The organism is Nissabacter archeti (assembly GCF_018257325.1).
GTDB classification, from domain to species: Bacteria; Pseudomonadota; Gammaproteobacteria; order Enterobacterales; family Enterobacteriaceae; genus Chimaeribacter; species Chimaeribacter arupi.
Window position 1 is genome coordinate 264618 of the sequence record NZ_JAERKB010000003.1, and the last position, 25504, is coordinate 290121.

At 57.0% G+C, this 25504-nt stretch carries 19 protein-coding genes and 5 tRNA genes; 4 read left to right on the forward strand and 20 right to left on the reverse strand.

Features of this window, described 5'->3' with window-relative positions:
• Positions 1-9 precede the first annotated feature (9 nt).
• Positions 10-2592, reverse strand: coding sequence for a leucine--tRNA ligase (gene leuS / locus JK232_RS05670; RefSeq protein ID WP_072926323.1), 2583 nt, complete (start codon positions 2590-2592; stop codon positions 10-12).
• A 302-nt stretch (positions 2593-2894) separates the two neighbouring features.
• On the opposite strand from leuS, the gene JK232_RS05675 reads away from it, so the two are divergent.
• Positions 2895-3374, forward strand: coding sequence for a zinc ribbon-containing protein (locus JK232_RS05675; RefSeq protein ID WP_072926321.1), 480 nt, complete (start codon positions 2895-2897; stop codon positions 3372-3374).
• A gap of 58 nt (positions 3375-3432) precedes the next feature.
• On the opposite strand, the gene JK232_RS05680 is transcribed toward JK232_RS05675, so the two are convergent.
• From JK232_RS05680 to miaB, 9 genes are all read right to left on the reverse strand, one after another.
• Positions 3433-4158 (reverse strand): amino acid ABC transporter ATP-binding protein, encoded by a 726-nt coding sequence (locus tag JK232_RS05680; protein ID WP_072926320.1) that lies wholly within the window; start codon positions 4156-4158, stop codon positions 3433-3435.
• Entirely contained in the window at positions 4155-4832 is a 678-nt protein-coding gene (gene gltK / locus JK232_RS05685) for a glutamate/aspartate ABC transporter permease GltK (RefSeq protein WP_072926318.1), read from the reverse strand. Before gltK ends, JK232_RS05680 begins: the two co-directional genes overlap by 4 nt.
• Positions 4832-5572 carry an amino acid ABC transporter permease gene (locus JK232_RS05690; RefSeq protein ID WP_072926317.1) on the reverse strand — a complete coding sequence of 247 codons (741 nt, stop codon included), beginning with the start codon at positions 5570-5572 and terminating at the stop codon, positions 4832-4834. The genes gltK and JK232_RS05690 overlap by 1 nt, the downstream gene beginning before the upstream one ends.
• A 135-nt stretch (positions 5573-5707) precedes the next feature.
• The gene (locus tag JK232_RS05695) at positions 5708-6625 is read right to left on the reverse strand and encodes an amino acid ABC transporter substrate-binding protein (protein WP_072926315.1); all 918 of its coding nucleotides are present in this window, start codon (positions 6623-6625) and stop codon (positions 5708-5710) included.
• Positions 6626-6985: 360 nt separating this feature from the next.
• Complete coding sequence (gene lnt, locus JK232_RS05700) at positions 6986-8524, reverse strand: apolipoprotein N-acyltransferase (protein ID WP_072926313.1); 1539 nt, start codon at positions 8522-8524, stop codon at positions 6986-6988.
• Positions 8525-8531: 7 nt separating this feature from the next.
• Positions 8532-9416, reverse strand: coding sequence for a CNNM family magnesium/cobalt transport protein CorC (gene corC, locus JK232_RS05705; RefSeq protein ID WP_072926312.1), 885 nt, complete (start codon positions 9414-9416; stop codon positions 8532-8534).
• 122 nt (positions 9417-9538) lie between these two features.
• Positions 9539-10012 (reverse strand): rRNA maturation RNase YbeY, encoded by a 474-nt coding sequence (gene ybeY, locus JK232_RS05710; protein ID WP_072926310.1) that lies wholly within the window; start codon positions 10010-10012, stop codon positions 9539-9541.
• Positions 10009-11091: a PhoH family protein gene (locus tag JK232_RS05715; protein WP_175558122.1), complete on the reverse strand. Its 1083-nt coding sequence runs from the start codon at positions 11089-11091 to the stop codon at positions 10009-10011. The genes ybeY and JK232_RS05715 overlap by 4 nt, the downstream gene beginning before the upstream one ends.
• 248 nt (positions 11092-11339) lie before the next feature.
• Positions 11340-12764 carry a tRNA (N6-isopentenyl adenosine(37)-C2)-methylthiotransferase MiaB gene (gene miaB, locus JK232_RS05720; protein ID WP_072926306.1) on the reverse strand — a complete coding sequence of 475 codons (1425 nt, stop codon included), beginning with the start codon at positions 12762-12764 and terminating at the stop codon, positions 11340-11342.
• A gap of 181 nt (positions 12765-12945) precedes the next feature.
• Between miaB and ubiF the strand changes: the two genes are divergently transcribed.
• Positions 12946-14127, forward strand: a complete 1182-nt coding sequence (gene ubiF, locus JK232_RS05725) for a 3-demethoxyubiquinol 3-hydroxylase (RefSeq protein ID WP_072926305.1) — start codon at positions 12946-12948, stop codon at positions 14125-14127.
• Positions 14128-14229: 102 nt separating this feature from the next.
• On the opposite strand, the gene JK232_RS05730 is transcribed toward ubiF, so the two are convergent.
• The 10 genes from JK232_RS05730 to nagB all read right to left on the reverse strand — a co-directional run bounded on the left by JK232_RS05730 (position 14230) and on the right by nagB (position 21145).
• Positions 14230-14304, reverse strand: a tRNA-Gln gene (locus JK232_RS05730).
• Between the two features lie 6 nt (positions 14305-14310).
• Positions 14311-14387, reverse strand: a tRNA-Met gene (locus tag JK232_RS05735).
• Between the two features lie 111 nt (positions 14388-14498).
• Positions 14499-14573, reverse strand: a tRNA-Gln gene (locus JK232_RS05740).
• 24 nt (positions 14574-14597) lie between these two features.
• A tRNA-Leu gene (locus JK232_RS05745) sits at positions 14598-14682 on the reverse strand.
• 8 nt (positions 14683-14690) lie between these two features.
• A tRNA-Met gene (locus JK232_RS05750) sits at positions 14691-14767 on the reverse strand.
• Between the two features lie 226 nt (positions 14768-14993).
• Entirely contained in the window at positions 14994-16655 is a 1662-nt protein-coding gene (asnB, locus tag JK232_RS05755; RefSeq protein ID WP_072926303.1) for an asparagine synthase B, read from the reverse strand.
• A 308-nt stretch (positions 16656-16963) separates the two neighbouring features.
• Positions 16964-17716, reverse strand: a complete 753-nt coding sequence (locus tag JK232_RS05760) for an HAD-IIA family hydrolase (RefSeq protein ID WP_072926301.1) — start codon at positions 17714-17716, stop codon at positions 16964-16966.
• Positions 17717-17881: 165 nt separating this feature from the next.
• Complete coding sequence (gene nagC, locus JK232_RS05765; RefSeq protein WP_072926300.1) at positions 17882-19102, reverse strand: DNA-binding transcriptional regulator NagC; 1221 nt, start codon at positions 19100-19102, stop codon at positions 17882-17884.
• A 21-nt stretch (positions 19103-19123) separates the two neighbouring features.
• The gene (nagA, locus tag JK232_RS05770) at positions 19124-20263 is read right to left on the reverse strand and encodes an N-acetylglucosamine-6-phosphate deacetylase (protein ID WP_101827860.1); all 1140 of its coding nucleotides are present in this window, start codon (positions 20261-20263) and stop codon (positions 19124-19126) included.
• Positions 20264-20344: 81 nt separating this feature from the next.
• Entirely contained in the window at positions 20345-21145 is an 801-nt protein-coding gene (nagB, locus tag JK232_RS05775) for a glucosamine-6-phosphate deaminase (protein ID WP_072926296.1), read from the reverse strand.
• 325 nt (positions 21146-21470) lie between these two features.
• On the opposite strand from nagB, the gene nagE reads away from it, so the two are divergent.
• Both nagE and glnS read left to right on the forward strand, forming a co-directional pair.
• On the forward strand, positions 21471-23426 hold the full coding sequence (nagE, locus tag JK232_RS05780; RefSeq protein ID WP_072926890.1) for a PTS N-acetyl glucosamine transporter subunit IIABC: 1956 nt from the start codon (positions 21471-21473) through the stop codon (positions 23424-23426).
• 167 nt (positions 23427-23593) lie between these two features.
• Positions 23594-25264: a glutamine--tRNA ligase gene (glnS, locus tag JK232_RS05785; RefSeq protein WP_212588924.1), complete on the forward strand. Its 1671-nt coding sequence runs from the start codon at positions 23594-23596 to the stop codon at positions 25262-25264.
• Positions 25265-25504 lie beyond the last annotated feature (240 nt).

Consider the following 25504-nt stretch of genomic DNA (forward strand, 5'->3'; position numbering starts at 1 on the left):
CTCCTTGGCTCAACCTACTACCAGGTTAAGCAGTTTTCCGGGCACATAGATCACTTTACGGATGGTCACGCCATCTAAGTATTTTGCGACCAGATATTCCTGACCGGCGCGCTCGCGCACCTGTTCTTCGGTAGCATCTGCCGGCACGGTGACTTTACCGCGGACTTTGCCGTTAACCTGCACCACGACCAGCTTGGACTCTTCCACCATCGCGGCTTCATCCGCCACCGGCCACGGCGCGGTATCGATGTCACCTTCGCCGCCCAGTGCCTGCCACAGGGCAAAGCAGACGTGCGGGGTGAACGGATAAAGCATCCGTACCACGGCCAGCAGGGCTTCCTGCAGCAGCGCGCGATCCTGCTCTGTCTCCTGCGGCGCACGGGCCAGCTTGTTCATCAGCTCCATCACGGCGGCAATCGCGGTGTTAAAGGTCTGGCGGCGGCCGATATCATCGGTGACTTTCGCGATGGTTTTGTGCAGATCACGACGCAGTTCTTTCTGTGCATCGTTGAGGGCGGCCACATCCAGCGGCTGTACAGCCCCTTTCTCACGGTGTTCAAAGGCCAGTTTCCAGACGCGTTTCAGGAAGCGGTTCGCCCCTTCCACCCCAGATTCCTGCCACTCCAGCGTCATCTCTGCCGGTGAAGCAAACATCATGAACAGACGTACGGTATCCGCGCCATATTTCTCTACCATGACCTGCGGGTCGATGCCGTTGTTTTTCGACTTCGACATTTTGCTCATGCCGGCGTAAACCAGCTCACGGCCCTGCGGGTCAGTGGCTTTGGTGATACGGCCTTTCTCATCACGCTCAACGGTCACGTCAACCGGGGAAACCCAGTTACGCTCACCATTGGCACCGCTGTAGTAGAAGGCGTCAGCCAGCACCATACCCTGGCACAGCAGGCGTTTGGCCGGCTCGTCAGAGTTGACCAGGCCCGCGTCGCGCATCAGCTTGTGGAAGAAGCGGAAATACATCAGGTGCATGATCGCGTGTTCAATGCCGCCGACATACTGGTCAACCGGCAGCCAGTAGTTGGCCGCGGCCGGGTCCAGCATCCCCTGGTCATACTGCGGGCAGGTGTAGCGCGCGTAGTACCAGGAGGACTCCATAAAGGTGTCGAAGGTGTCGGTTTCACGCAGTGCCGGCTGGCCGTTCACGGTGGTTTTGGCCCACTCCGGGTCAGCCTTGATCGGGCTGGTGATGCCGTCCATCACCACATCTTCCGGCAGCACCACCGGCAGCTGGTCTTCCGGCGTCGGGATAACCGTGCCGTCTTCCAGCGTGACCATCGGGATAGGGGCGCCCCAGTAGCGCTGGCGCGAGACGCCCCAGTCACGCAGGCGGTAGTTCACTTTGCGCTGGCCACGGCCGATAGCCACCAGCTTGTCAGCGATGCCGTTGAAGCCCGCCTGGAAATCCAGGCCGTCGAATTCACCGGAGTTGAACAGGACGCCTTTTTCCGTCATCGCCTGTGCGCTGAGGTCCGGCTCGGTGCCGTCTGCGTTCAGAATCACCGGTTGGATCGGCAGGCTGTATTTGGTGGCGAACTCCCAGTCGCGCTGGTCGTGCCCCGGCACTGCCATGACTGCGCCGGTGCCGTACTCCATCAGGACAAAGTTAGCCACCCAGACCGGGACTTTATCGCCGGTCAGCGGGTGAATGGCCACCAGACCGGTGTCCATGCCTTTCTTCTCCATCGTCGCCATTTCTGCTTCGGCCACTTTGGTGTTGCGGCATTCGGCGATGAAATCAGCCAGGGCCGGGTTACCGGCCGCCGCCTGCAGGGAGAGCGGGTGACCAGCGGCAACGGCCACGTAGGTCACGCCCATAAAGGTGTCCGGGCGGGTGGTGTAAACCGTCAGCGTTTCTTCACTCTCTTCGACGTCAAAGGTGATTTCCACGCCTTCAGAACGGCCAATCCAGTTGCGCTGCATGGTTTTGACCTGCTCAGGCCAGCTCTCCAGCGTGTCCAGGTCGTTCAGCAGCTGATCCGCATAGGCGGTGATTTTGATAAACCACTGCGGGATCTCTTTACGCTCAACTTTGGTGTCGCAGCGCCAGCAGCAGCCTTCAATCACCTGTTCGTTGGCGAGGACGGTCTGGTCATGCGGGCACCAGTTCACCGCAGAGGTCTTCTTATAGACCAGGCCTTTTTCATACAGCTTGGTGAAGAACCACTGCTCCCAACGGTAGTAGTCAGGATCACAGGTCGCGATTTCACGATCCCAGTCATAGCCGAAGCCCAGCAGTTTCAGCTGGTTCTTCATGTAATCGATATTTTCGTAGGTCCAGGGGGCCGGCGCGGTGTTGTTTTTTACCGCGGCGCCTTCAGCCGGCAGGCCGAACGCATCCCAGCCGATAGGCTGAAGCACGTTTTTGCCCAGCATACGCTGGTAGCGGGAGATGACATCGCCGATGGTGTAGTTGCGCACGTGGCCCATATGCAGGCGGCCTGACGGGTAAGGCAGCATTGAAAGGCAGTAGTACTTCTCCTTGCCGGCCTCTTCAGTCACCTTAAAAGTTTGCTTCTCTTGCCAGTGAAGCTGGACGTTTGACTCTATATCTTCTGGGCGGTATTGCTCTTGCATGGCGGCCGATGGTCCTATAGTGAAAAACAGCTACGCCTGTAGCCTTTTCTGATTCATATAAAGAGATCCGCATAGCATAGCTGATAAGCGCCTGAGGCAACAACACTCAGCGCCCGCGGCAGGCGTATTTCTCCGGAGGAAGCGGCGAATTTTGCGTAAGGTTACGCAAAGCCGGACTATTCCTTAAATCACATCAGTGATTTAGGGCTAAACTGGAGGGGTAAGCTCAAAAAAATGGAGCGCCGTAGCGGCAGTGCCGGGCGGCAGGCCGTGTGATCTCATCAGCGCATTGCGAGGATTGTATGAGTAACGTTGCAGACTATTACCGTGAGCTGGTTGCCTCCCTGACGGAACGCATCCGGGCCGGCGATCACGACATTGACGCGCTGGTGCGCAGCGCCGAGGCCCGGCTGAAAACGGCCGGGGACCTGACAGATGCTGAAATCCGGCAGGTGACGCTGGCGGTACGGCGTGACCTGGAAGAGTTCGCCCGCAGCTATCAGGAGCAGGACGACATCACGGACAGCGTGTTTATGCGGGTGATTAAAGAGAGCCTGTGGCAGGAGCTGGCAGACATCACGGATAAAACCCAGCTGGAGTGGCGGGAAGTGTTTAAGGATGTCACCCATCACGGGGTTTACCACAGTGGGGAAGTGGTGGGGCTCGGCAACCTGATCTGCGAAAAATGCCATGCCCCGATGCCGGTGTATACGCCGGAAATCCTGCCGCTCTGCCCGAAATGCGGGCATGACCAGTTTAACCGCCAGCCTTTCCAGCCTTAACGCACAGGCAGGAAAGGCAAACGCGCCGCCTGTGGGGCGGCGCATTTCCTTTTGCCGGTCAGTGCAGGATTTTTGCCAAAAAATCGCGTGCGCGATCGGATTGTGGATTGTCGAAAAACGCGTTCTTCTCGCGGTCTTCCACTATTTTGCCCTCGTCCATAAAGATCACGCGGTTGGCCACTTTGCGGGCAAAGCCCATCTCATGGGTGACGACCATCATTGTCATGCCTTCCTGCGCCAGCTCTACCATCACGTCCAGCACTTCATTGATCATTTCCGGGTCCAGCGCGGAGGTCGGTTCATCAAACAACATGGCGACCGGGTCCATGCAAAGCGCACGGGCGATGGCGACGCGCTGCTGCTGGCCGCCGGAGAGCTGGCCGGGGAATTTATTGGCGTGGGCCGCAAGGCCGACCCGATCCAGCAATTTCAGCCCCTTGTCCCGCGCGGCGGCTTTGTCCCGTTTCAGCACCTTGATCTGGGCCAGCGTCAGGTTATCGATGATGGAGAGATGCGGGAACAGCTCAAAATGCTGGAACACCATCCCTACCTTGGCGCGCAGTTGCGCCAGATTGGTTTTCCGGTCATTCACCGGAATACCGTTCACCACGATCTGGCCTTTCTGAACCGGCTCCAGGCCGTTAACGGTTTTAATCAGGGTGGATTTGCCGGAGCCTGAGGGGCCGCATACCACCACAACTTCCCCTTTTTTCACTTCAGTGCTGCACTCCGTTAATACCTGGAAATGCCCATACCACTTGGAAATACTCTTCAGGGAGATCATGAAACGGTCCTTTTCTTCAATACGCTGACCACCAACGAGGCCGCGATGCTAATAACAAAGTAAACCAGCCCGGCAAACAGCACCATTTCCACCTGGGTGCCGTCGCGCTCGCCAATCGTGGTGGCGGTGCGGAAAAAGTCCGCCAGGCTCAGCACATACACCAGGGACGTATCCTGGAACAACACAATGCCCTGGGTCAGCAGCAGTGGGATCATCGCCCGGAACGCCTGCGGCAGGATCACCAGCTTCATGGATTGCCACGGCGTCATGCCCAGCGCCAGTGCAGCGGCACCCTGGCCGCGGGCGACGCTGAGAATACCGGCGCGGATAATCTCGGAGTAATAGGCCGCTTCAAACAGCGCAAACGCCACCATCGCCGAAATCAGGCGGATATCAGCATGTGGGGAGAGGCCCAGCCCTTTTTGCAGCAGGCCCGGCACCACCAGATAGAACCACAGCAACACCATCACCAGCGGCACCGAGCGGAACAGGTTGACATACAGCGTGGCAAACCAGCTGATCACCTTGATGCTCGACAAACGCATCACCGCCAGCAGCGTGCCCCACAGGATGCCGAACACAATCGCCGTCAGGGTGATTTTGAGCGTGATCACCATGCCGTCCAGCAGGTAAGGGAAACTGGGCGGGATTGAACTCCAGTCAAATTCGTACATTATTTACCCCCCGTATGGCCCGGCAGCCTGACTTTGGATTCGACCAGCCGCATAAACACCATAATCACTGCGTTAATCAGGATGTAGGCCAGCGTGATGGCGGTGAATGACTCATACGCATGGGCCGAATAGTCGAGCAGTTTGCCGGCCTGCGCAGCCATATCCACCAGGCCGATGGTGGAGGCGATAGCCGAGTTTTTCACCAGGTTCAGCATCTCTGATGTCATCGGCGGCACAATCACCCGGTAGGCATTCGGCAGCAGCACATAGCGGTAGGTTTGCGGCAGGGTCAGCCCCATCGCCAGCCCGGCGGCTTTCTGGCCGCGCGGCAGGGACTGAATGGCCGCCCGTACCTGCTCACACACGCGGGCCGCGGTAAACAGCCCCAGGCAGATCATGGAGGAGAGGAAAAACTGAATGTTCGGGTCCAGCTCGGATTTGAACCACATGCCGAGATCCGGCGGTAACAATTCCGGCACCACCAGATACCAGATGAAAAACTGAACAATCAGCGGCACGTTCCGGAACAATTCCACGTAGCAGGTACCGAGCCCGGCGAGTAACCGGTTAGGTACCGTACGCAGAATGCCAAACAGCGAGCCGACAAAAAACGCGATAATCCAGGCACAGAATGAAAGTGCAATCGTGACCTGAAAACCAGACCAGATCCAGCCAAGATAGGTGGTATTACCAAACGGGGCTTCTTGCAGGAAAATGCCCCAGTTCCAGTTGGTTGACATAAACAACTCCATACAACGGATCGCAGTGATCCGGGAGAGAACGCCTGACAGGCGCGGCACACCATGAAAAAAGCGGGGTGGGGAACGGCCACCCCGCTTCCTGTCTGTCCTGCATGTTGCCGTTATCCGGGCAGGTTACGGCTTATCGTTTGGTGCTTTAAACAGGGCTTTCATGTCGTCTGACAGGGCAAAGTTCATGTTGAGGTTTTTTGGCGGAATTGGCTTCTGGAACCAGGTCTCATACCATTTCGCCGCTTCGCCTGACGTCTGGGCCTGGGCGATGGTGTCATCCATCAGTTTCTTAAAGCTGGCGTCGCCTCGCGGCAGCATACAGCCGTAAGCTTCATGGGATTGCGGCGTGCCGACGATGTCCCATTGATCCGGTTTTTTCGCTTTGGCGCGTTCGCCGGCCAGCAGGGCGTCATCCATCATAAAGGCCACGGCGCGGCCGCTTTCCAGCGTACGGAAAGAGTCCCCGTGGTCTTTGGCGCTGATGATGCGCATCTCCATCTTTTTCTCTTCATTGAGCTTATTAAGCAGCACTTCAGAGGTGGTGCCGGAGGTGACGACCACCGTCTTGCCTTTCAGGTCCGGGAAATCTTTTATCGGCGAGCCTTTTTTCACCAGCAGGCGGGTACCTACCACAAAAATACTGTTGGAGAAGGCAGCCTGTTGCTGGCGCTCAAGGTTATTGGTGGTGGAACCACATTCGAAATCAAAGGTGCCGTTTTGCAGCAGCGGGATGCGGTTCTGTGAGGTGATCGGCAGCAGTTTTACCTTCAGGTCCGGCGCATTCAGTTGTTTTTTAATCGCCTCAACAATCAGGTTGGAATAGTCCTGGGAGTAACCCACGACTTTCTGAGTATTATCGTAATAGGAGAACGGCACCGAAGATTCACGGTGGCCCACGACAATCACGCCGTTTTGTTTGATTTTTTGCAACGTGTCGGGGGCAGCCTGATTACCGGCAGCGGCGGTGGGCTGGGCCGCATGGGCGGCGCCTGTGGCAATGCCGGCGAGCAGCAGCGATAACGCCAGTTTGCGCATTTGCATGGTCCTACTCCTTGCTGTTGTTATGATTCTGACGTGTGACGTCGAAATCAAAAAAGAGACCGCATCGGAACGCGGCAAGAGGCCGGGAGGCCTGTCTGAACATAGCTGAATGTAAATATATTGATACCAGAACGTTTCTTTTTTGCGACCAACGCCGCACCAAATAGAGGCAAAAAATCTGCCCTGCACGTTTGTTGTGCAGCAGGCGCGCAAAGGCGGTGCAGGTTAATGCGAAATGTCCGGATGGGTGACGTTTTCAGCTAAATCCCAGCAATATCAAGCAAACGCTGTGCCAAAACGGGGAAGAGGAAATAAAAAAGCCGGGAGAAATCTCCCGGCTTCAGGCCATGATGCGGCTGTTTACACTGCGCGTGAGCGGCGCAACGTGGCGATAAGGGCGGCACCGCCGGCCAGCAGGGTGAGGAGCCAAACCGGCAGGGCGCCGAGACGGGCATAAGGGGTCAGCCCGGTGGTCGGGGTCACCTGTACCTCCAGCACCTGACGGGTAAATTGCGGGATCTGCTTAATCACGTTGCCTTTCGCGTCTACCGCGGCCGTCACGCCATTATTGGTGCTGCGCAACAAGGGGCGCCCTAATTCCAGCGCGCGCATACGGGCCATTTGGAAATGCTGCCACGGCCCAATTGAGTGGCCGAACCAGGCATCGTTAGAGATGGTCAGCAAAAAGTCCGTATCCGGCCGCAAATTGGCCCGCACCTGTTCACCGAGCACAATCTCATAGCAGATGGCTGCCGTGAGGTTAAAGCCCGCCGCCTGTAACGGTGGCTGCACATAGCCGCCGCGGCTAAAGGAGGACATCGGCAAATCAAAGAAGGGGGCCAGCGGGCGCAGCAAACTTTCCAGCGGCACAAACTCGCCAAACGGCACCAGATGGTGCTTATTAAAGCGGTCCTGATTCAGGTAGTGGTAGGGCGTTTGTTCACCCAGCACAATCATGCTGTTGTAGTAGTCATAACCCTGCTGAGTCTGGCGCGCGTCCACGATGCCGGTGATCAGGCTGCTGTGGTGCGAACGCATCAGGTCATCCATCATACCGAGGAAAGGCTGCTGATCGCGCTCGATATCCGGAATCGCGGATTCCGGCCAGATGATCAGCGAAGCCTTGCCGGCATAAGGGCGGCTCGCATCCAGATAAATTTGCAGTGTCTGCTCAAGGACTTTCGGGTCCCACTTCATGGACTGCGGAATATTGCCCTGTACCATCGCCACATTGGCTGTTTTTTGCGGCTCCGGGGTGAACCAGGTCAACTGGCGCAACGGCCACGGCAGCAGCAGCATCGCCAGCGCCACCACGGCCGGCAGGGGCTTGCGCTGGAACAGCGCATACACCAGCAGCCCGCTCAGCGACATCAACATAAAGGTGATGGTTTCAACGCCCAGCAGCGGCGCGATGCCTTTCAACGGGCCGTCAATCTGGCTATAGCCAAATTGCAGCCAGGGGAAGCCGGTCAGCACCCAGCCGCGCAGGAACTCCGTGACCTGCCACAGCGCAGGCGCAGCCAGCGCCACCCGCCACACCGTCAGGCGCGGCCACAGGCGCGTCAGTACACCGGCGAACAATGAGGTATAGAGCGAGAGATAGGCGGCCAGCAGTACCACTAAAAACAGGTTAACAGGCTCCGGCATCCCGCCGAACTGGGCAATACTGACGTACACCCAGTTGACCCCGCTGCCGAACAAACCCAGCCCCCAGAAGAACCCTACCCAGGCGGACTGGCTGGCGGTGCGGTTGAGCGTCAGCGCCTGCAGGCCACACAGCGAGACAATGGCTGCGGGCCAGATATCATACGGGGAAAACGCCAGGGTGCCGCAGGCACCAAACAAGAGCGCCAGCGGCAGGCGTAGCCGCTGGCGTTGCAAAAGTAAGGCAAGGGTCATGGATGTTTTATTCTTCCAGTTCCAGTTTGGGTTGCGGTGCGTCGTCCGGAATTTTGACATGAACCTGGATAATACGTCGGCTGTCGGCCATCGCAACTTTAAATACGTAACCGTCAATTTCGATGGTTTCACCCCTGGCCGGGAGGTGACCAAATGCCTGCATCACCAGGCCGCCAATGGTATCCACCTCTTCATCACTGTAGTGCGTCTGGAACACCTCATTGAAATCTTCAATCGGTGTCAGCGCCCGGACAGTGTAGGTATGGCGGCTGAGCTGACGGACGTCACGATCTTCTTCATCGTCATATTCGTCCTCAATTTCACCCACAATCAGCTCCAGAATATCCTCAATGGTGACCAGGCCGGAGACACCGCCAAACTCATCAATGACAATCGCCATGTGGTACCGCTGGGAGCGGAACTCCTTCAGCATCCGGTCAACCCGTTTGCTTTCCGGCACCACCACCGCAGGGCGCAGCACTTTGTCGATGCTGAACGGCTCGGACGTGGTGCGCATAAACGGCAGCAGGTCTTTGGCCATCAGGATGCCTTCAATATGATCCTTGTCTTCGCTGATCACCGGGAAGCGGGAGTGGGCGGATTCAATGATCACATCCAGGCACTCTTCCAGCGGCTGGTTCCGTTTCAGGGTCACCATCTGCGAACGCGGGATCATGATGTCACGCACGCGCTGATCGGCGATATCCATCACGCCTTCCAGCATGTCACGGGTATCAGGGTCAATCAGGTCGTTCTGTTCGGAGTCGCGGATCAGCTCGACCAGGTCGCCACGGTTTTTAGGCTCGCCGTGGAATAACTGGCTGAGGATAAGGGAGAAAAAGCCCTTCTTGGGACTGGGGCTGTCATTGCTCTGTGAATGGTCGTCGCTCATGGCGGTCTGGTTAATATTACTCGTATTGGGAGGAAAGGTTATTATTAGTGATGCTGCGGCATTTGTCGCGGCCTTCTTTTTCAGTCCGGCCACAAAAAAACACCGCAGATCATCAACTAATATCAGAGGTCATCTTTTTCAGAAAGATAGGGGTCAGGATAACCCATACCCTGCATGATGTCTGTTTCCAAAGATTCCATCTCTTCGGCTTCTTCGTCAACAATATGATCGTACCCTAGCAGATGGAGGCTGCCGTGAACAACCATATGTGCCCAGTGCGCCATCAACGGTTTGCCTTGCTCGCCGGCTTCGCGCTCCACGACCTGGCGGCAGATGATCAAATCACCCAGCAGCGGCATCTCCATACCCGGCGGTGCCTCAAACGGGAAAGAGAGCACGTTGGTCGGTTTGTCCATGCCCCGGTAGGTCAGGTTCAGGTCATGGCTTTCGGCTTCATCCACCAGTCGGATGGTCACTTCCGACTCTTCCTGAAACTGCGGCAACACATGGTCGAGCCAGCGCTGGAAGTCCGCCTCAGCCGGCAGGCCGGACGGCGCTTCACAGGCGATCTGCAAATCAAGGATCACGTTGCTCACGGCGCCTCCTGCGGGGCAGAGGCGGCATGTTGCAGCGCGTCACGCTTACGCTGTTCCGCGGCGGCATCTTTGCGTTTCTGCTCTTCGGCTTCCCAGGCCTCATAGGCCACCACGATACGGGCGACCACCGGGTGGCGCACCACGTCTTCGCTGTGGAAGAAGTTAAAGCTTATCTCTTCCACATCTGACAGCACCTCAATGGCGTGCCGCAGGCCCGATTTCTGGTTACGCGGCAGGTCAATCTGCGTGACGTCGCCGGTAATCACCGCCTTGGAGTTAAAGCCGATACGGGTCAGGAACATCTTCATCTGTTCGATGGTGGTGTTCTGGCTCTCATCCAGAATGATGAACGCGTCATTCAGGGTACGGCCACGCATATAGGCCAGCGGGGCCACCTCAATCACATTGCGCTCAATCAGTTTTTCCACCCGCTCAAAGCCCAGCATTTCAAACAGGGCGTCATACAGCGGGCGCAGGTACGGGTCGACTTTCTGGCTGAGGTCACCCGGTAGGAAGCCCAGTTTTTCACCCGCCTCTACCGCAGGGCGGGTGAGCATGATGCGGCGGACTTCCTGGCGCTCCAGGGCATCTACGGCCGTTGCCACGGCCAGGTACGTTTTCCCGGTCCCGGCAGGGCCGATACCGAAGGTAATGTCGTTGTCCAGAATATTGGCAATATACTGGGCCTGATTAGGGGTACGGGGTTTCACCATGCCGCGTTTGGTGCGGATGGTCACGGCTTTGCCATAGTCGGGCACGCTTTCGGCGGTCTGCTCCAGCACATGGCTCTCTTTGATAGCGAGATGGATTTGCTCCGGATCGATATCGGCGATTTCACCGCGCAGCGGCGCCGTTTCTACATAGAGATGGCGCAGGATGTCAGCAGCAGCCTGAACAACCAGGCTCTTGCCGACCAGCTTAAAGTGGTTGTCGCGGCGGTTAATCTCGATGCCTAACCGGCGTTCAAGATGTTTGATATTGTCATCAAACGGCCCGCACAGGCTCAGTAAGCGCTGGTTATCGGCGGGTTCTAGCAGGAGTTCTTGTGTCTCGACGTTCAAACTGTTCCTCTGGGTCACATAGGGCCTGTTGATAGCGATAAGGTCTGTTCTGCCGGGAAGGCAGCATACCGTAAGCATACATGCCATTGTCCGCTTCTTCCTCTTTCTGGCAAGAGATGCTGCGGACCCGAAGTATGAATATGCGGCACAAATCGAAAAATTAAATGGCCTGCTGCAAGATAGTTTCAGTTGCGGGGAAGAAGTGCGGCAAATCGCTAAAAAAATAAAGGGCGCCTCAGGCGCCCTGCAGCCTGGCCAGCGCCTTATCAGGGCTGGTAGATCCCGACGCCCAGCGCATTTTCCTTACGGGTACGGGCAATCACCGCTGACGGTGACTCGTGAATGCGCAGATCCATCTGCGCTTCGGTGCGTACCACCACGCCGCGCAGTGAGTTGGCATACACATCGACAATCTCAACATCCACGAATTTGCCGATCATATCCGGGGTGCCTTCGAAGTTAACCACACGGTTATTTTCTGTGCGGCCGCTCAGCTCCATCAGGCTCTTGCGTGACGTGCCTTCAACCAGAATACGCTGCACGGTGCCGACCATCTGGCGGCTGAACTGCATCACCTGCTGGTTGATGCGCTCCTGCAGAATATGGAGGCGCTGTTTTTTCTCGTCTTCACTGACATCGTCCACCATGTCTGCCGCCGGTGTGCCGGGGCGGGCAGAGTAGATAAAGCTGTAGCTCACATCAAAATTGACTTCAGCAATCAGCTTCATGGTCTGTTCAAAGTCAGCGGCGGTTTCCCCCGGGAAGCCCACAATAAAGTCGGAGCTGAGGTGGATGTCCGGCCGCGCCTGGCGCAGCTTACGGATGATCGCCTTATACTCCAGCACCGTATGCGCGCGTTTCATCATCATCAGCACGCGGTCAGAGCCGCACTGCACCGGCAGGTGCAGGAAGCTGACCAGCTCCGGCGTGTCGCGGTACACATCGATGATGTCATCGGTGAATTCAATCGGGTGGCTGGTGGTGAAACGCAGCCGGTCAATGCCGTCAATGGCAGCGACCAGGCGCAGCAGCTCGGCAAAGCTACAGACCGAACCGTCATAATTCAGCCCGCGGTAAGCATTGACATTCTGCCCCAGCAGGTTGACTTCACGTACGCCCTGCGCTGCCAGCTGTGCCACTTCAAACAGGACGTCGTCACTCGGGCGGCTGACCTCTTCACCACGGGTGTAAGGCACCACACAGAAGCTGCAATATTTGTTGCACCCTTCCATGATGGAGACAAAGGCGGTGGGGCCATCGGCCCGCGGTTCCGGCAGGCGGTCAAACTTCTCGATTTCCGGGAAGCTGACGTCCACCACCGGGCTGCGGGTGCCGCTGACCTGGTTGATCATTTCCGGTAAACGGTGCAGGGTTTGCGGGCCGAACACGATATCAACACAGGGCGCACGCTGGCGGAGATGTTTCCCTTCCTGCGATGCCACACAGCCACCCACCCCGATAATCAGGTTGGGGTTGGTTTCTTTCAGTAATTTCCAACGGCCGAGAAGGTTGAAGACTTTTTCCTGCGCCTTTTCACGGATGGAACAGGTATTCAGCAACAGAAGATCGGCCTCTTCGGCATGTTCTGTCAGCTCATAACCATGAGTGCTTCCCAACAGGTCAGCCATCTTGGATGAATCGTACTCATTCATCTGACAGCCCCAGGTTTTAATATGCAGTTTTTTTGTCATTGACTTGCCATTACTCAATGCAGAAGAAAAAGCTTCCCGAATAAGCTCGGTGTGCAGGGCGCCTAGTGTAATCGCTCACTGCGGTGGTGACCAGCAGAGGAAAACCGCCTTGCGCCTGATGCTAACAGAAAAATCCGGTACACTTCGTGCAGACGCGATCACAAACGGGTATTTGGCCTTTATGAACAATTCAGATAAGCATTCCGACATTACCGTTGTCGGTGGCGGCATGGTCGGCGCCGCGGCGGCCCTTGGGCTGGCTGAGCAGGGGTTTAGCGTGGCATTGCTGGAACACGCAGCCCCGCCTGAGTTTGACCCGCAGAGCGCCCCTGATTTGCGCATCTCCGCGCTGGGCTGCACCTCGGTCGCGCTCCTGACCCGGCTGGGTGCCTGGCAAAACGTGGCACAGATGCGCAGTGCGCCTTACCGCCGGCTGGAAACCTGGGAGATGCCGGGGTCAGAGGTGATTTTCGATGCCGCGGCGCTGGGCTTGCCGGAGCTGGGGTATATGGTGGAAAACACGGTGCTCCAGCGGGCGCTCTGGCAGCAGGTGGAACAGCAGCCGGCTATCCGGTTGCATTGCCCGGCCAGCTTAAAAAGCATGGAGAAAACCCCGCACGGCTGGCAGCTGACGCTACAGGATGGCCAGACGCTGACGACGCAGCTGGTCATCGGCGCGGACGGCGCGAATTCACAGGTGCGGCAACTGGCCGGTATCGGCATTAACGGCTGGCAGTATCGCCAGTCCTGTATGTTGATCAGTGTGAAAACCGCCGCGCCGGATCAGGATGTCACCTGGCAGCAGTTTTTCCCCAGCGGCCCACGCGCCTTTCTGCCGCTGTCCGGCCACTATGCGTCATTGGTCTGGTACGACAGCCCGGCCCGCATCCGGTATTTACAATCGCTGCCGATGGCCCAGCTCAGCCGGGAGATCCAGCAGGCCTTCCCGGAGAGGGTCGGCAATGTCACTGCGCTGGCGGCCGGTGCGTTCCCGCTGGTCCGCCGCCACGCCCAACACTATGTCCGCCCCGGCGTCGCCCTGATTGGGGATGCAGCGCATACCATTAATCCGCTGGCCGGGCAGGGCGTGAATCTCGGTTACCGCGATGTGGAGGCATTGATTGACGTGCTGGCGGCAGCGCGTGAACGGGGCGAAGCGTGGGCCGGTGAGCCGGTGTTGATGCGCTATCAGCGCCGCCGCAAAGTCGATAACCTGATGATGCAAAGCGGTATGGATCTGTTCTATACCGCCTTCAGTAACGATCTGGCCCCGGTGCGGATGCTGCGTAACGCTGCGCTGATGGCGGCGCAGCGTGGCGGCAGCCTGAAAAATCGCGCCTTGCGTTACGCGCTGGGACTCTGACAGCAGGGCAGGCCGGGAAGCGTCCCGGCTTTCTGCCTGAGCCATTTCCTTGCTGAGCGCAGAAAAGCAAAAAGCCCGCCGAAGCGAGCTTTTTACTTTTTTTGGCTGGGGTACCAGGATTCGAACCTGGGAATGCCGGAATCAGAATCCGGTGCCTTACCGCTTGGCGATACCCCAAAAATTTGGTGGCTACGACGGGAATCGAACCTGTGACCCCAGCATTATGAGTGCTGTGCTCTAACCAGCTGAGCTACGTAGCCAAATTGTATTGCGTGTTCTGTTACTGCGTTGAAACTGTTTCAGATAAAAACAACTTCTACTATAACAATGACTTACTATTTCATAATCACAACATAATTGCAAGTGTTGTATGGCTGGGGTACCTGGATTCGAACCAGGGAATGCCGGTATCAAAAACCGGTGCCTTACCGCTTGGCGATACCCCATCCGTTACAACGCCTGGATAGAAATGGTGCGGGAGGCGAGACTTGAACTCGCACACCTTGCGGCGCCAGAACCTAAATCTGGTGCGTCTACCAATTTCGCCACTCCCGCAAAAAAGATGGTGGCTACGACGGGATTCGAACCTGTGACCCCAGCATTATGAGTGCTGTGCTCTAACCAGCTGAGCTACGTAGCCATCTTTTTTCGCGTTACCTTCGTCGGCGTTGCGGGGCGCATTATGCGGATATGACCGAATTGCGTCAACAAGTTTTTTAACGAAAAACGGCATCCCGCTTCTGTTTGTCTGGCTTATGAACAGTCTGCGGAGAAAATCGGCAAAAAGTGTCATTTATCACGCAATTGTGCCATAAAAAACGGGCCGTAAGCGGCCCGTTATTGGAAATTCCCGGCGGGTTTACCCCTTAATAGGCTGACTGGTGAACACCTACTGCACGGCCGGAAGGATCGTCCATCTTTTTGAAGGACTCATCCCATTCAATCGCCTTGGCAGACGAACAGGCCACCGACGGGCCGCCCGGCACACATTCCGCGGCGCTCGGCACCGGGAACAGCTCTTCAAAGACCGTACGGTACAGGTAAGCCTCTTTGGACACCGGCGTGTTGTACGGGAAGCGGAAGCGGGCGGTTTCCAGCTGTTGGTCCGTGACCTGTTGCGCCGCCACTTCTTTCAGTGTGTCGATCCAGCTGTAACCCACGCCGTCGGAGAACTGCTCTTTTTGCCGCCAGGCAACGCTTTCCGGCAGGTAAGATTCGAAACACTCCCGCAGGATATGCTTCTCCATCTTGCCGTTGCCGCACATTTTGTCTTTCGGGTTGATGCGCATCGCCACGTCCAGGAATTTCTTGTCCAGGAACGGCACGCGGGCTTCAACGCCCCAGGCAGACATCGCTTTGTTGGCGCGCGCGCAGTCATACATATGCAGCGCCAGCAGTTTGCGCACGGTCTCTTCATGGAACTCTTTGGCGTCCGGCGCTTTATGGAAGTAGAGGTAGCCGCCGAAGACTTCATCAGCCCCTTCGCCGGAGAGCACCATTTTGATGCCCATCGCCTTGATTTTACGTGACATCAGGTACATCGGCGTGGAAGCGCGGATGGTGGTGACGTCATAGGTTTCGATGTGGTAGATAACATCGCGGATCGCATCCAGCCCTTCCTGCACGGTGAAATGGATTTCATGGTGCACGGTGCCGAGGTGGCGGGCCACGTCTTTGGCTGCGCGCAGATCCGGCGATCCTTCCAGGCCGACGGCGAAGGAGTGGAGCTGGGGCCACCAGGCCTCACTGCGGTTGTCATCTTCTACCCGGCGGCCGGCGAATTTCTTGGTAATCGCCGAAATAATGGACGAGTCCAGCCCGCCGGAGAGCAGCACGCCGTACGGCACATCAGACATCAGGTGGCTTTTCACCGATTCTTCCAGTGCGTTACGCAGGGCAGCGGCATCGGTGGTGTTGTCTTTGACGTTGTCGAACTCGAACCAGTCGCGACGGTAATACTCCTGCACTTTCCCGTCCTGGCTCCACAGGTAGCTGCCCGCCGGGAACTCCTGGATGGTTTTGCAGACCGGCACCAGAGATTTCATCTCAGAGGCAACAAACAGGTTGCCGTGCTCATCATGGCCCATATAGAGCGGGATGATGCCGAGGTGGTCACGGCCCACCAGATAAGCTTCTTTTTCGGTGTCATACAGAATGAAGGCGAACATCCCCTGCAATTCGTCGAGGAATGCCGGCCCTTTTTCCTGATACAGCGCCAGGATCACTTCGCAGTCAGAACCGGTCTGGAAGGCGTAACGGTCGCCCAGCTCCTGACGCAATGCCTGATGGTTATAGATCTCACCGTTTACCGCCAGAACATGGGTGTGTGCTGCGTTATAGAGAGGTTGTGCGCCGGTGTTGACGTCCACAATAGAGAGACGCTCATGCGCCAGAATGGCTTTTTCACCTGCATAGACGCCGGACCAATCCGGGCCACGGTGACGCATCAGACGGGACAGCTCCAGCGCTTTTTTACGCAGTTCAGCCGCGTCAGTTTTGATATCGAGCACACCAAAAATAGAACACATATAACTCTCCTAACGCATTTCTCGGGCGGTAATGATGTTGTGAGGCAGCCGGTTATCAGGGGGGTGTTGCGTGGCAGACACCCTGGCTGCGGGTCTGATAAAGAACATGCGCCAAAACCCGCAGGGTATGCAAGAGATTTAGCGTCAGAGGGAAAAATAGTTCACCGGCCACCCTAAATTTTTAGCGGATTATGATTTTTAAGGCAGATAAATTATCGATTATGCAATTTTCGGCAGGGCAAGGCGGGAAGCGGCAAAAAAGGGGGAAAAGAAAAAGTGCGGCCTGGCCGGCGGGCCAGACCCAGCGGTTAAATCACATCAATCTCTGCGACAGACGGGTAGATCCAGGTTGGCCGGAAGGGCATGGCATCAATATCACTCAGGGTGGAAACGCCGGAAAGCACCAAAATGGTTTCCAGCCCGGCCTGAAAACCGGCCAGAATATCGGTACGCAGGTTATCGCCGACAATCACCGTTTCCTCAGAGTGCGCCTGCATCTGGTTCAGGGCCGAGCGGATAATCCACGGGCTGGGTTTCCCCACATAAAAAGGCTGGCGGCCGGTGATTTTTTCAATCGGCGCGCACAGCGCCCCACACGCCGGGAAAAAGCCGCGCCCGTGGGTATCCGGGTTGGTGGCGATAAAACGTGCCCCATTCGAAATGAAGTAGGCGGCTTTATGGATCATATCGAAGTTATAGGAGCGGGTTTCCCCCACGATGACGAAATCGGGGTTGATGTCAGTGATGGTGAAACCGGCTTTATACAGCTCATGAATTAAGGCGCCTTCCCCAATAACGAAGGCTTTTTTCCCCTCCTGGCGGCGCAGAAAATCAGCGGTGGCCATAGCCGAGGTGAAAAAGGCGGTGTCAGGCACTTCAATGCCGGCAGCCAGAAAGCGGTTCGACAAATCCTGCGCTGTCTGTGACGGGTAGTTGGTCAGGATCACCAGCGGCATTCCCTGTTCCTGTATGCGCGCCAGAAAAATATCTGCACCGGGTACGGCGGTATTGTCGTGCATCAACACGCCGTCAATATCACAAATCACATTTTTTATCGTCATAGGCTTGCGTACTCATAGGAAGTTGAAGGCAATACGGGTTGAAAGCTCCAGGGTTAACCGCGATACGGTCAAACGTGCCCGGCCTGAAAAAAACGGCCCGCACACGGCGGGTCGTATTCAGGCGTGAAGGTCAACAGTATAGGCCAGCGTGGCGTTCTGGGAGCATCAGGACTCCAGCAGACGTTGCAGCAGCACCCCATTCAGCATGGCGCGCTTTGCCAGCGCAAAGGCACCAATAGAGGAACGGTGGTTAAGCTCAGAGGTGACAATCGGGAGATTCTTGCGGAAATCTTTCAACACCTGGGTATTGATGCACGCCTGAATCGCCGGCAGCAACACCTTCTGTGCCTCGGTAATCTCCCCGGCAATCACCACTTTTTGCGGGTTGAATAAGTTGATGGCAATCGCGATCGCTTTGCCCAGATAACGGCCCACATTTTCAATCACTTCAGTAGCCAGCGGATCGCCGCGGTTGGCGGCTTTGCAGATGGCGCTGATGCTGTAATCGTCCAGCGTCAGTTTGCTGGGGTAGCCCTGGGTCAGCAGGTTGCGCACCCGGTTCTCAATCGCGGCGTTGGCTGCGATGGTTTCCAGGCAGCCAAAATTGCCGCAATGGCAGCGCTCACCCAGCGGGTCAACCTGAATATGGCCGATTTCCCCTACGTTACCGTTACTGCCGAGGAAAATCTGGCCATTGACCAGAATGCCTGCGCCGGTGCCGCGATGCAGCCGGACCAGCAGGGAGTCCTCGCAGTCGCGCGTTGCACCAAAGTAGTGCTCGGCCAGTGCCAGGCTGCGGATGTCATGGCCCACAAAGCTGGTCACGTTGAAGCGCTGTTGCAGGGTGTCCACCAGCCGCCAGTTATGGACGCTGATGTGCGGCATATAGCGCACCACACCTTTTTCCGGGTCCACCAGGCCGGGCAGGATCACCGCAATCGCAATCAGCTCACGCATTTTGCGCTGGTACTGGTCGATAAAGGCGGCAATCGCCTCACACAGCGCCTCTTCCAGCGTTTCCTGTGTGCGTTGGGGCAGGGCAGAGTGCGTTTCGCCCAGCGCCTTGCCGCTCATGTCATACAGGGTCAGGGTGGCGTCGTGGCGGCCCAGCCGGACGGCCAGGGTGTGGAAATGGCGGGTTTCAGTGATGATGGAGATAGCGCGGCGGCCGCCGGTGGAGGCTTGCTGATCCACTTCGCGGATCAGCCCGCGCTCCAGCAGCTGGCGGGTAATTTTCGTGACACTGGCCGGGGCCAGCTGGCTCAGCTCCGCAATCTGGATGCGTGAAATGGGCCCTTGCTGATCGATCAGGCGGTAGACCGCGGCGCCATTTAATTGCTTAACCAGATCAACATTTCCGATTTGTGTCTGTCCGCCGGTGGTCATCTACACATTACCCGCTCATGGTTACACTTCGTTGCCGTTGACGAAGGTCTTGGTGATATGGAAATCACGATCGAATGCGGTGAGGTTAGCGACCTTGCCCGCCTCCAGCGTGCCTAACGCAGAGTCCATGCCAATCGCCCGCGCCGGATACAGCGTGGCCATTCGCAGGGCCTCATCCAGGGCGATGCCTGCATGTTCAACGCTGTTCTGCACGGCTTCAATCATGGTCAATGCAGAACCGCTCAGCGTGCCGTTGTCATCCACGCACAGCCCGTCGCGATAGTATATTGTTTTACCGGCAAAAATGAACTGATCAATATTGCCGCCCGCCGGGGCGGTGGCATCTGTGACCAGCACCAGTTTGTCACCTTTCAGCCGTTTGGCATTACGGATACTGGCCCACGCCACATGTAACCCATCAGCAATAATGCCGCTGTAAACGTCCGGGGTATCAAAAATCGCCCCCATCAGGCCCGGCTCACGGCCGGTCAGGTATGGCATGGCGTTATACAGGTGGGTGGAGAACGTCACCCCCGCGGCAAAGCCTTTGCGCGCCTCATCGTACGTCGCATTGGAGTGCCCGGCAGACACCACAATACCGGCCGCGGAGAGGCGGCGGATCACCGCATCATCAACCCGTTCCGGTGCCAGCGTGACTTTGGTTATCACATCGGCGTTGTCACACAGGTAGTCGATCATCGCGTCATCCGGGGTGCGGATGAAATCCGGGTTGTGGGTGCCTTTTTTCAGCGGGTTAAGGTACGGCCCTTCCAGATGCAGGCCCAGCGCCTGATTCTGGTGGGTTTGCAGGTAAGCGCGCATCACGGCGATACCATGCTTCATATAGTCATCACTGCAGGTGATGAGGGTCGGCAGGAAACTGGTGCAGCCGGAGCGCTCATTGGCTTTCTGCATGATCTCCAGTGTCTTTTCGGAAATGGCGTCCAGCGAATCGTTGAACTGCACACCGCCGCAGCCGTTGAGTTGCAGGTCGATAAAGCCGGGAGCCAGGTTCGCGCCGCCCAGGTCGCGGGTTTCAATGCCTGCCGGCAACTCCGCTTCCGGGCATACCCGGCTGATCAGCCCGTTTTCAACCACGACAGCATGGCCATCAAGAACATCGTGGCCGGTATAAAGCCGCCCGTGAATTAACGCGTACATCTGTGCCCCCTGATTACATTCTTTCTACTGATTACTGTCTGCACTGCCGCAGGCGGGTATCGCCGGCGGCCGTCGCAGAGATTACAGATCTTTCATGTTTTCCGCTTCCAGCTCGCGGAAATATTTCACGGTTTTTACTTTCAGCTCCATGGTGGACGGCTCATCACACACCATAACCGCTTTCGGGTGCAGCTGCAGGCAGCTGATGGTCCACATGTGATTGATGTTGCCTTCTACTGCCGCCTGAAGCGCCTGGGCTTTCAGATGACCGGTAACCAGAATCATCACTTCCTCGGCATCCAGCAGCGTGCCGACGCCCACGGTCAGAGCATATTTCGGCACCTGGCTGACGTCGCCGCCAAAGAAACGGGAGTTGGCAATGCGCGTTTCTTCCGTCAGCGTTTTGATGCGGGTGCGGGACGCCAGGGAAGAGGCCGGTTCGTTGAAGGCGATATGGCCGTCATTGCCGACGCCGCCCATAAACAGGTTGATCTTGCCGTAAGACTTAATTTTCGCTTCGTAATTGCGGCACTCTTCCTCTACGTCGTCTGCATTGCCGTTGAGCAGGTTGATGTTTTCGTGCGGGATGTCAACGTGGTCAAAGAAGTTGCGGTACATAAAGGTGTGGTAACTCTCCGGGTGTTCCTGCGGCAGCCCGACATACTCATCCATATTGAAGGTGACCACATGTTTAAAGCTCACCTGGCCTGCTTTATGCATTGCAATAAGGTGTTTATAGGCTTCAAGGGGGGTACCGCCGGTCGGCAGGCCGAGGATGAACGGACGATCGGCCGTGGGTTTGAATGCGTTAATACGGGTAACAATATGCCGTGCCGCCCATTTGCCCACATCAGCCGTTGATTTCAGGGGGATCAGTCTCATCATTCACCTCTTAAATGCTTGAAATAAAGATATACTAGCGCGAAAGCCGGAAGGCCGGCCAAACCGGCTCCGGTGCGTAAGTACCGGTACAGCCTCAGGCTGCCTTGATTTTTTGAATCATAAAATAAGTTTTCAGGCATGACCAGCATTTTGCCGGGCGGAATGTGATTTAAGGTGATTATTATCACAAAATCCCTGCTTTTAATTTGCGATACGAATTAATTTTTTTACACTCCGCGTAGCAGTTGCTTTAACCAGATTAAGAGTAGTCGTTGCGTGCTGACACTGCTTGCATCGTCCGGCAGCGGACATATAGGGGGAAATGGTGAATATTCTAGGGTTTTTTCAACGTTTAGGTAGGTCGTTACAGTTACCTATCGCCGTGTTGCCGGTTGCCGCGCTGTTACTGCGTTTCGGCCAGCCGGACTTACTCAACATGCCTTTTATCGCCCAGGCGGGCGGGGCAATCTTCGATAACCTGGCACTGATTTTCGCCATCGGTGTGGCGTCCACCTGGTCCAAAGACAATGCCGGTTCTGCGGCGCTGGCCGGTGCGGTCGGTTATTTTGTCCTGACCAAAGCGATGGTCACCATCAACCCGGCGGTGAACATGGGGGTGCTCTCCGGCATCATCACCGGGCTGGTGGGCGGGATGGTCTACAACCGCTGGTCTGACATCAAGCTGCCGGATTTCCTCAGCTTCTTTGGCGGCAAACGCTTTGTGCCGATTGCCACCGGGTTCTTCTGCCTGATCCTGGCCGCCATTTTCGGCTACGTCTGGCCGCCGGTGCAGGATGCCATCCGTGCCGGTGGGGAGTGGATCGTCTCTGCGGGCGCGCTGGGGGCCGGTATCTTCGGGTTCGTCAACCGTTTGCTGATCCCGACCGGGCTGCATCAGGTGCTGAACACCATCGCCTGGTTCCAGATTGGTGATTTCACCAATGCGGCCGGGACGGTATTCCACGGGGACATCAACCGCTTCTACGCCGGTGACGGCACCGCCGGGATGTTTATGTCCGGCTTCTTCCCGATCATGATGTTCGGCCTGCCGGGTGCGGCGCTGGCGATGTACCTGGCGGCCCCGAAAGCGCGCCGCCCGATGGTGGGCGGGATGCTGCTCTCTGTAGCGGTCACGGCTTTCCTGACCGGCGTCACCGAGCCGCTGGAATTCCTGTTTATGTTCCTGGCACCGCTGCTCTATTTACTGCATGCGCTGCTGACCGGTATCAGCCTGTTTGTGGCCACCACGCTGGATATCCACGCCGGGTTCTCCTTCTCTGCCGGGGCCATCGACTACGCGCTGATGTATAACCTGCCGGCCGCCAGCAGCAATGTCTGGATGTTGCTGGTGATGGGGCTGGTGGCGTTTGCCATCTATTTCGTGGTGTTCAGCGCAGTGATCCGCATGTTCAACCTGAAAACCCCAGGGCGTGAAGATGAGTCCGCGATCGCCCGCCCGACCACTAACAGCAATACAGAAGAGGGGTTAACGGATCTGTCCCGCAGCTACATCAGCGCGATTGGCGGTTCCGATAACCTGAAAGGGATTGATGCCTGTATTACCCGCCTGCGCCTGACTGTAAAAGATGCGGGCCGGGTGAATGATGCCGAATGCAAACGCCTGGGTGCATCCGGTGTGGTGAAACTTAACAAACAAAGTATTCAGGTGATTGTCGGGGCGAAAGCGGAGTCCATCGCGGACACCATGAAACGTCTGGTGGCGGCCGGCCCGGTCGCTGCCTCTGCCGGGGGCGCCACCGGTAATGAGCCGGTCGTGAACGTGGTCAAACAGCCGCAGGCGACGCCGAACCTCAAAGCCGTGGTAGACAGCCTGGTTTCACCGATCACCGGTGAGGTGGTGATGTTGTCTGATGTGCCGGATGAAGCGTTTGCCAGCGGTGCCGTGGGCGACGGTGTGGCAATCCGCCCCACGGGCAGTACCGTGGTGTCACCGGCGGCCGGTACCGTGGTGAAGATCTTCAACACCAACCATGCGTTCTGCCTTGAAACCGCATCCGGTGCGGAAATTGTGGTGCACATGGGGATCGACACCGTGGTACTGGGCGGCAAAGGCTTTACCCGCCTGGTGGAAGAGGGCGCGGTAGTCACCGCCGGGCAGCCGGTGCTGGAACTCGACCTGGCCTATCTGAACGCCAATGCGCGCTCCATGATTAGCCCGGTGGTGGTCAGCAACGCGGATGATTTCTCCGCTGTGGTAACGCTGGCCAGCGGCCAGGTGGTGGCAGGCCAGACTAAACTGATTGATCTGCAAGGCAAGTAAACACCCGCTTTTTCAGCAACGTGAAAACGGGAGGGGAGCAATCCTCTCCCGTTTTTTTGTTTGTGGCCGCGCCCGCCGGTTTTTCTGCAACAAACGGTTGTGTCCCAGCGTGGCTTGTTGGAACATAAGCGGTTATCAGTAGTGCTTTCGCATAGAGGAATGAAGAGATGAGTGAGGCTGAAGCCCGCCCAACAAATTTTATTCGTCAGATTATTGACGAAGATCTGGCATCCGGTAAACACAACACTGTGCATACCCGTTTTCCGCCTGAGCCGAACGGCTATCTGCATATCGGCCACGCCAAGTCGATCTGCCTGAACTTTGGCATTGCGAAAGATTATCAGGGCCAATGCAACCTGCGGTTTGATGACACCAACCCGGTCAAAGAAGACATCGAGTTTGTGGAATCCATCAAGCGTGACGTGCAATGGCTGGGCTTTGAGTGGAGCGGCGCGGTGCGTTACTCCTCTGACTATTTTGACCAGCTGCACGCCTATGCGGTGGAGCTGATCGGCAAGGGTCTGGCCTATGTGGATGAACTCTCACCGGATGAAATCCGTGAATACCGCGGCACCCTGACGTCGCCGGGCAAAAACAGCCCGTACCGCGACCGCAGCGTCGAAGAGAACATGGCGCTGTTTGAGAAGATGCGCAACGGCGGTTTCGCGGAAGGCAAAGCCTGCCTGCGTGCCAAAATTGACATGGCCTCGCCGTTCATCGTGATGCGCGACCCGGTGCTGTACCGCATTAAATTTGCAGAACACCACCAGACCGGCAAAAAGTGGTGCATCTACCCGATGTATGACTTTACCCACTGCATTTCCGATGCGCTGGAAGGCATTACGCACTCGCTGTGTACCCTGGAATTCCAGGACAACCGCCGCCTGTATGACTGGGTGCTGGACAACATCACCATCCCTTGCCACCCGCGTCAGTACGAGTTCTCGCGTCTCAACCTTGAGTACGCCATCATGTCCAAGCGTAAGCTGAACCTGCTGGTGACGGAGAATATCGTGGAAGGGTGGGACGACCCGCGGATGCCGACCATCTCCGGCCTGCGCCGCCGGGGTTACACGGCCGCCGCAGTGCGTGAGTTCTGCCGCCGTATCGGCGTCACCAAGCAGACCAACAACGTCGAGATGATGGCGCTGGAATCCTGCATCCGTGACGAGCTGAACGAAGACGCGCCGCGTGCGATGGCCGTCATTAACCCGGTGAAAGTGATCATTGAAAACTTTGACGCCGGCACCGAAGTGAACGTCACCATGCCGAACCATCCGAATAAACCGGAGATGGGCAACCGCGACGTGCCGTTCAGCCGTGAAATCTACATCGATCAGGCTGATTTCCGCGAAGAAGCCAACAAACAGTACAAGCGCCTGGTGCTGGGCAAAGAAGTGCGCCTGCGTAACGCCTATGTGATTAAAGCGGAACACATTGAGAAAGATGCACAAGGTAATGTCACCACGATCTTCTGCAGCTATGACCCGGAAACCCTGAGCAAAGACCCGGCAGACGGCCGCAAAGTGAAAGGCGTGATCCACTGGGTCTCCGCGGCGCACGCGGTTCCGGCAGAATTCCGTCTCTATGACCGCCTGTTCAATGAGCCGAACCCAGGCCTGGCGGAGGATTTCCTCTCCACCATTAACCCGGAATCCCTGGTGATTGCCCACGGGTTTGTTGAGCCGTCACTGGCGACAGCACAACCGGAAGTGGCGTATCAGTTCGAGCGTGAAGGCTACTTCTGCGCCGACAGCCGTTACTCCAGCGCGGAGCACCTGGTGTTTAACCGCACTGTGGGCCTGCGTGATACCTGGGCGGCGAAAGCCACTGCCTGACGGGTAACCCTGTGTCTGAAAAGCGTGGCGTCAGCCGCGCTTTTTTTTACCTGACATTATTTTCATCAGAAATTAAGCGGCAGGGAATGCCCGTTTCCCCGTGAGATCACATTTCTCAGTGAGCCTGTTTTCCCCTTATCCATTACCCTGAACTATATCTCCAATCCCACCTATATTGTTGAAGTGATAAGCCATTTCAGGCGCAGCGTGCATTGGCACTGTTTTTGTGCCGCCTGTCAT

What these genes read in the sequence shown, in the direction of transcription:
- nagC (WP_072926300.1), bottom strand. Translation starts at nt 19,102, where the DNA reads ATGACCACCGGCGGACAGACACAAATCGGAAATGTTGATCTGGTTAAG.
- gltK (WP_072926318.1), bottom strand. Translation starts at nt 4,832, where the DNA reads ATGTACGAATTTGACTGGAGTTCAATCCCGCCCAGTTTCCCTTACCTG.
- JK232_RS05680 (WP_072926320.1), bottom strand. Translation starts at nt 4,158, where the DNA reads ATGATCTCCCTGAAGAGTATTTCCAAGTGGTATGGGCATTTCCAGGTA.
- glnS (WP_212588924.1), top strand. Translation starts at nt 23,594, where the DNA reads ATGAGTGAGGCTGAAGCCCGCCCAACAAATTTTATTCGTCAGATTATT.
- JK232_RS05675 (WP_072926321.1), top strand. Translation starts at nt 2,895, where the DNA reads ATGAGTAACGTTGCAGACTATTACCGTGAGCTGGTTGCCTCCCTGACG.
- leuS (WP_072926323.1), bottom strand. Translation starts at nt 2,592, where the DNA reads ATGCAAGAGCAATACCGCCCAGAAGATATAGAGTCAAACGTCCAGCTT.
- lnt (WP_072926313.1), bottom strand. Translation starts at nt 8,524, where the DNA reads ATGACCCTTGCCTTACTTTTGCAACGCCAGCGGCTACGCCTGCCGCTG.
- corC (WP_072926312.1), bottom strand. Translation starts at nt 9,416, where the DNA reads ATGAGCGACGACCATTCACAGAGCAATGACAGCCCCAGTCCCAAGAAG.
- ubiF (WP_072926305.1), top strand. Translation starts at nt 12,946, where the DNA reads ATGAACAATTCAGATAAGCATTCCGACATTACCGTTGTCGGTGGCGGC.
- JK232_RS05690 (WP_072926317.1), bottom strand. Translation starts at nt 5,572, where the DNA reads ATGTCAACCAACTGGAACTGGGGCATTTTCCTGCAAGAAGCCCCGTTT.
- JK232_RS05695 (WP_072926315.1), bottom strand. Translation starts at nt 6,625, where the DNA reads ATGCAAATGCGCAAACTGGCGTTATCGCTGCTGCTCGCCGGCATTGCC.
- asnB (WP_072926303.1), bottom strand. Translation starts at nt 16,655, where the DNA reads ATGTGTTCTATTTTTGGTGTGCTCGATATCAAAACTGACGCGGCTGAA.
- JK232_RS05760 (WP_072926301.1), bottom strand. Translation starts at nt 17,716, where the DNA reads ATGACGATAAAAAATGTGATTTGTGATATTGACGGCGTGTTGATGCAC.
- nagB (WP_072926296.1), bottom strand. Translation starts at nt 21,145, where the DNA reads ATGAGACTGATCCCCCTGAAATCAACGGCTGATGTGGGCAAATGGGCG.
- miaB (WP_072926306.1), bottom strand. Translation starts at nt 12,764, where the DNA reads ATGACAAAAAAACTGCATATTAAAACCTGGGGCTGTCAGATGAATGAG.
- nagA (WP_101827860.1), bottom strand. Translation starts at nt 20,263, where the DNA reads ATGTACGCGTTAATTCACGGGCGGCTTTATACCGGCCACGATGTTCTT.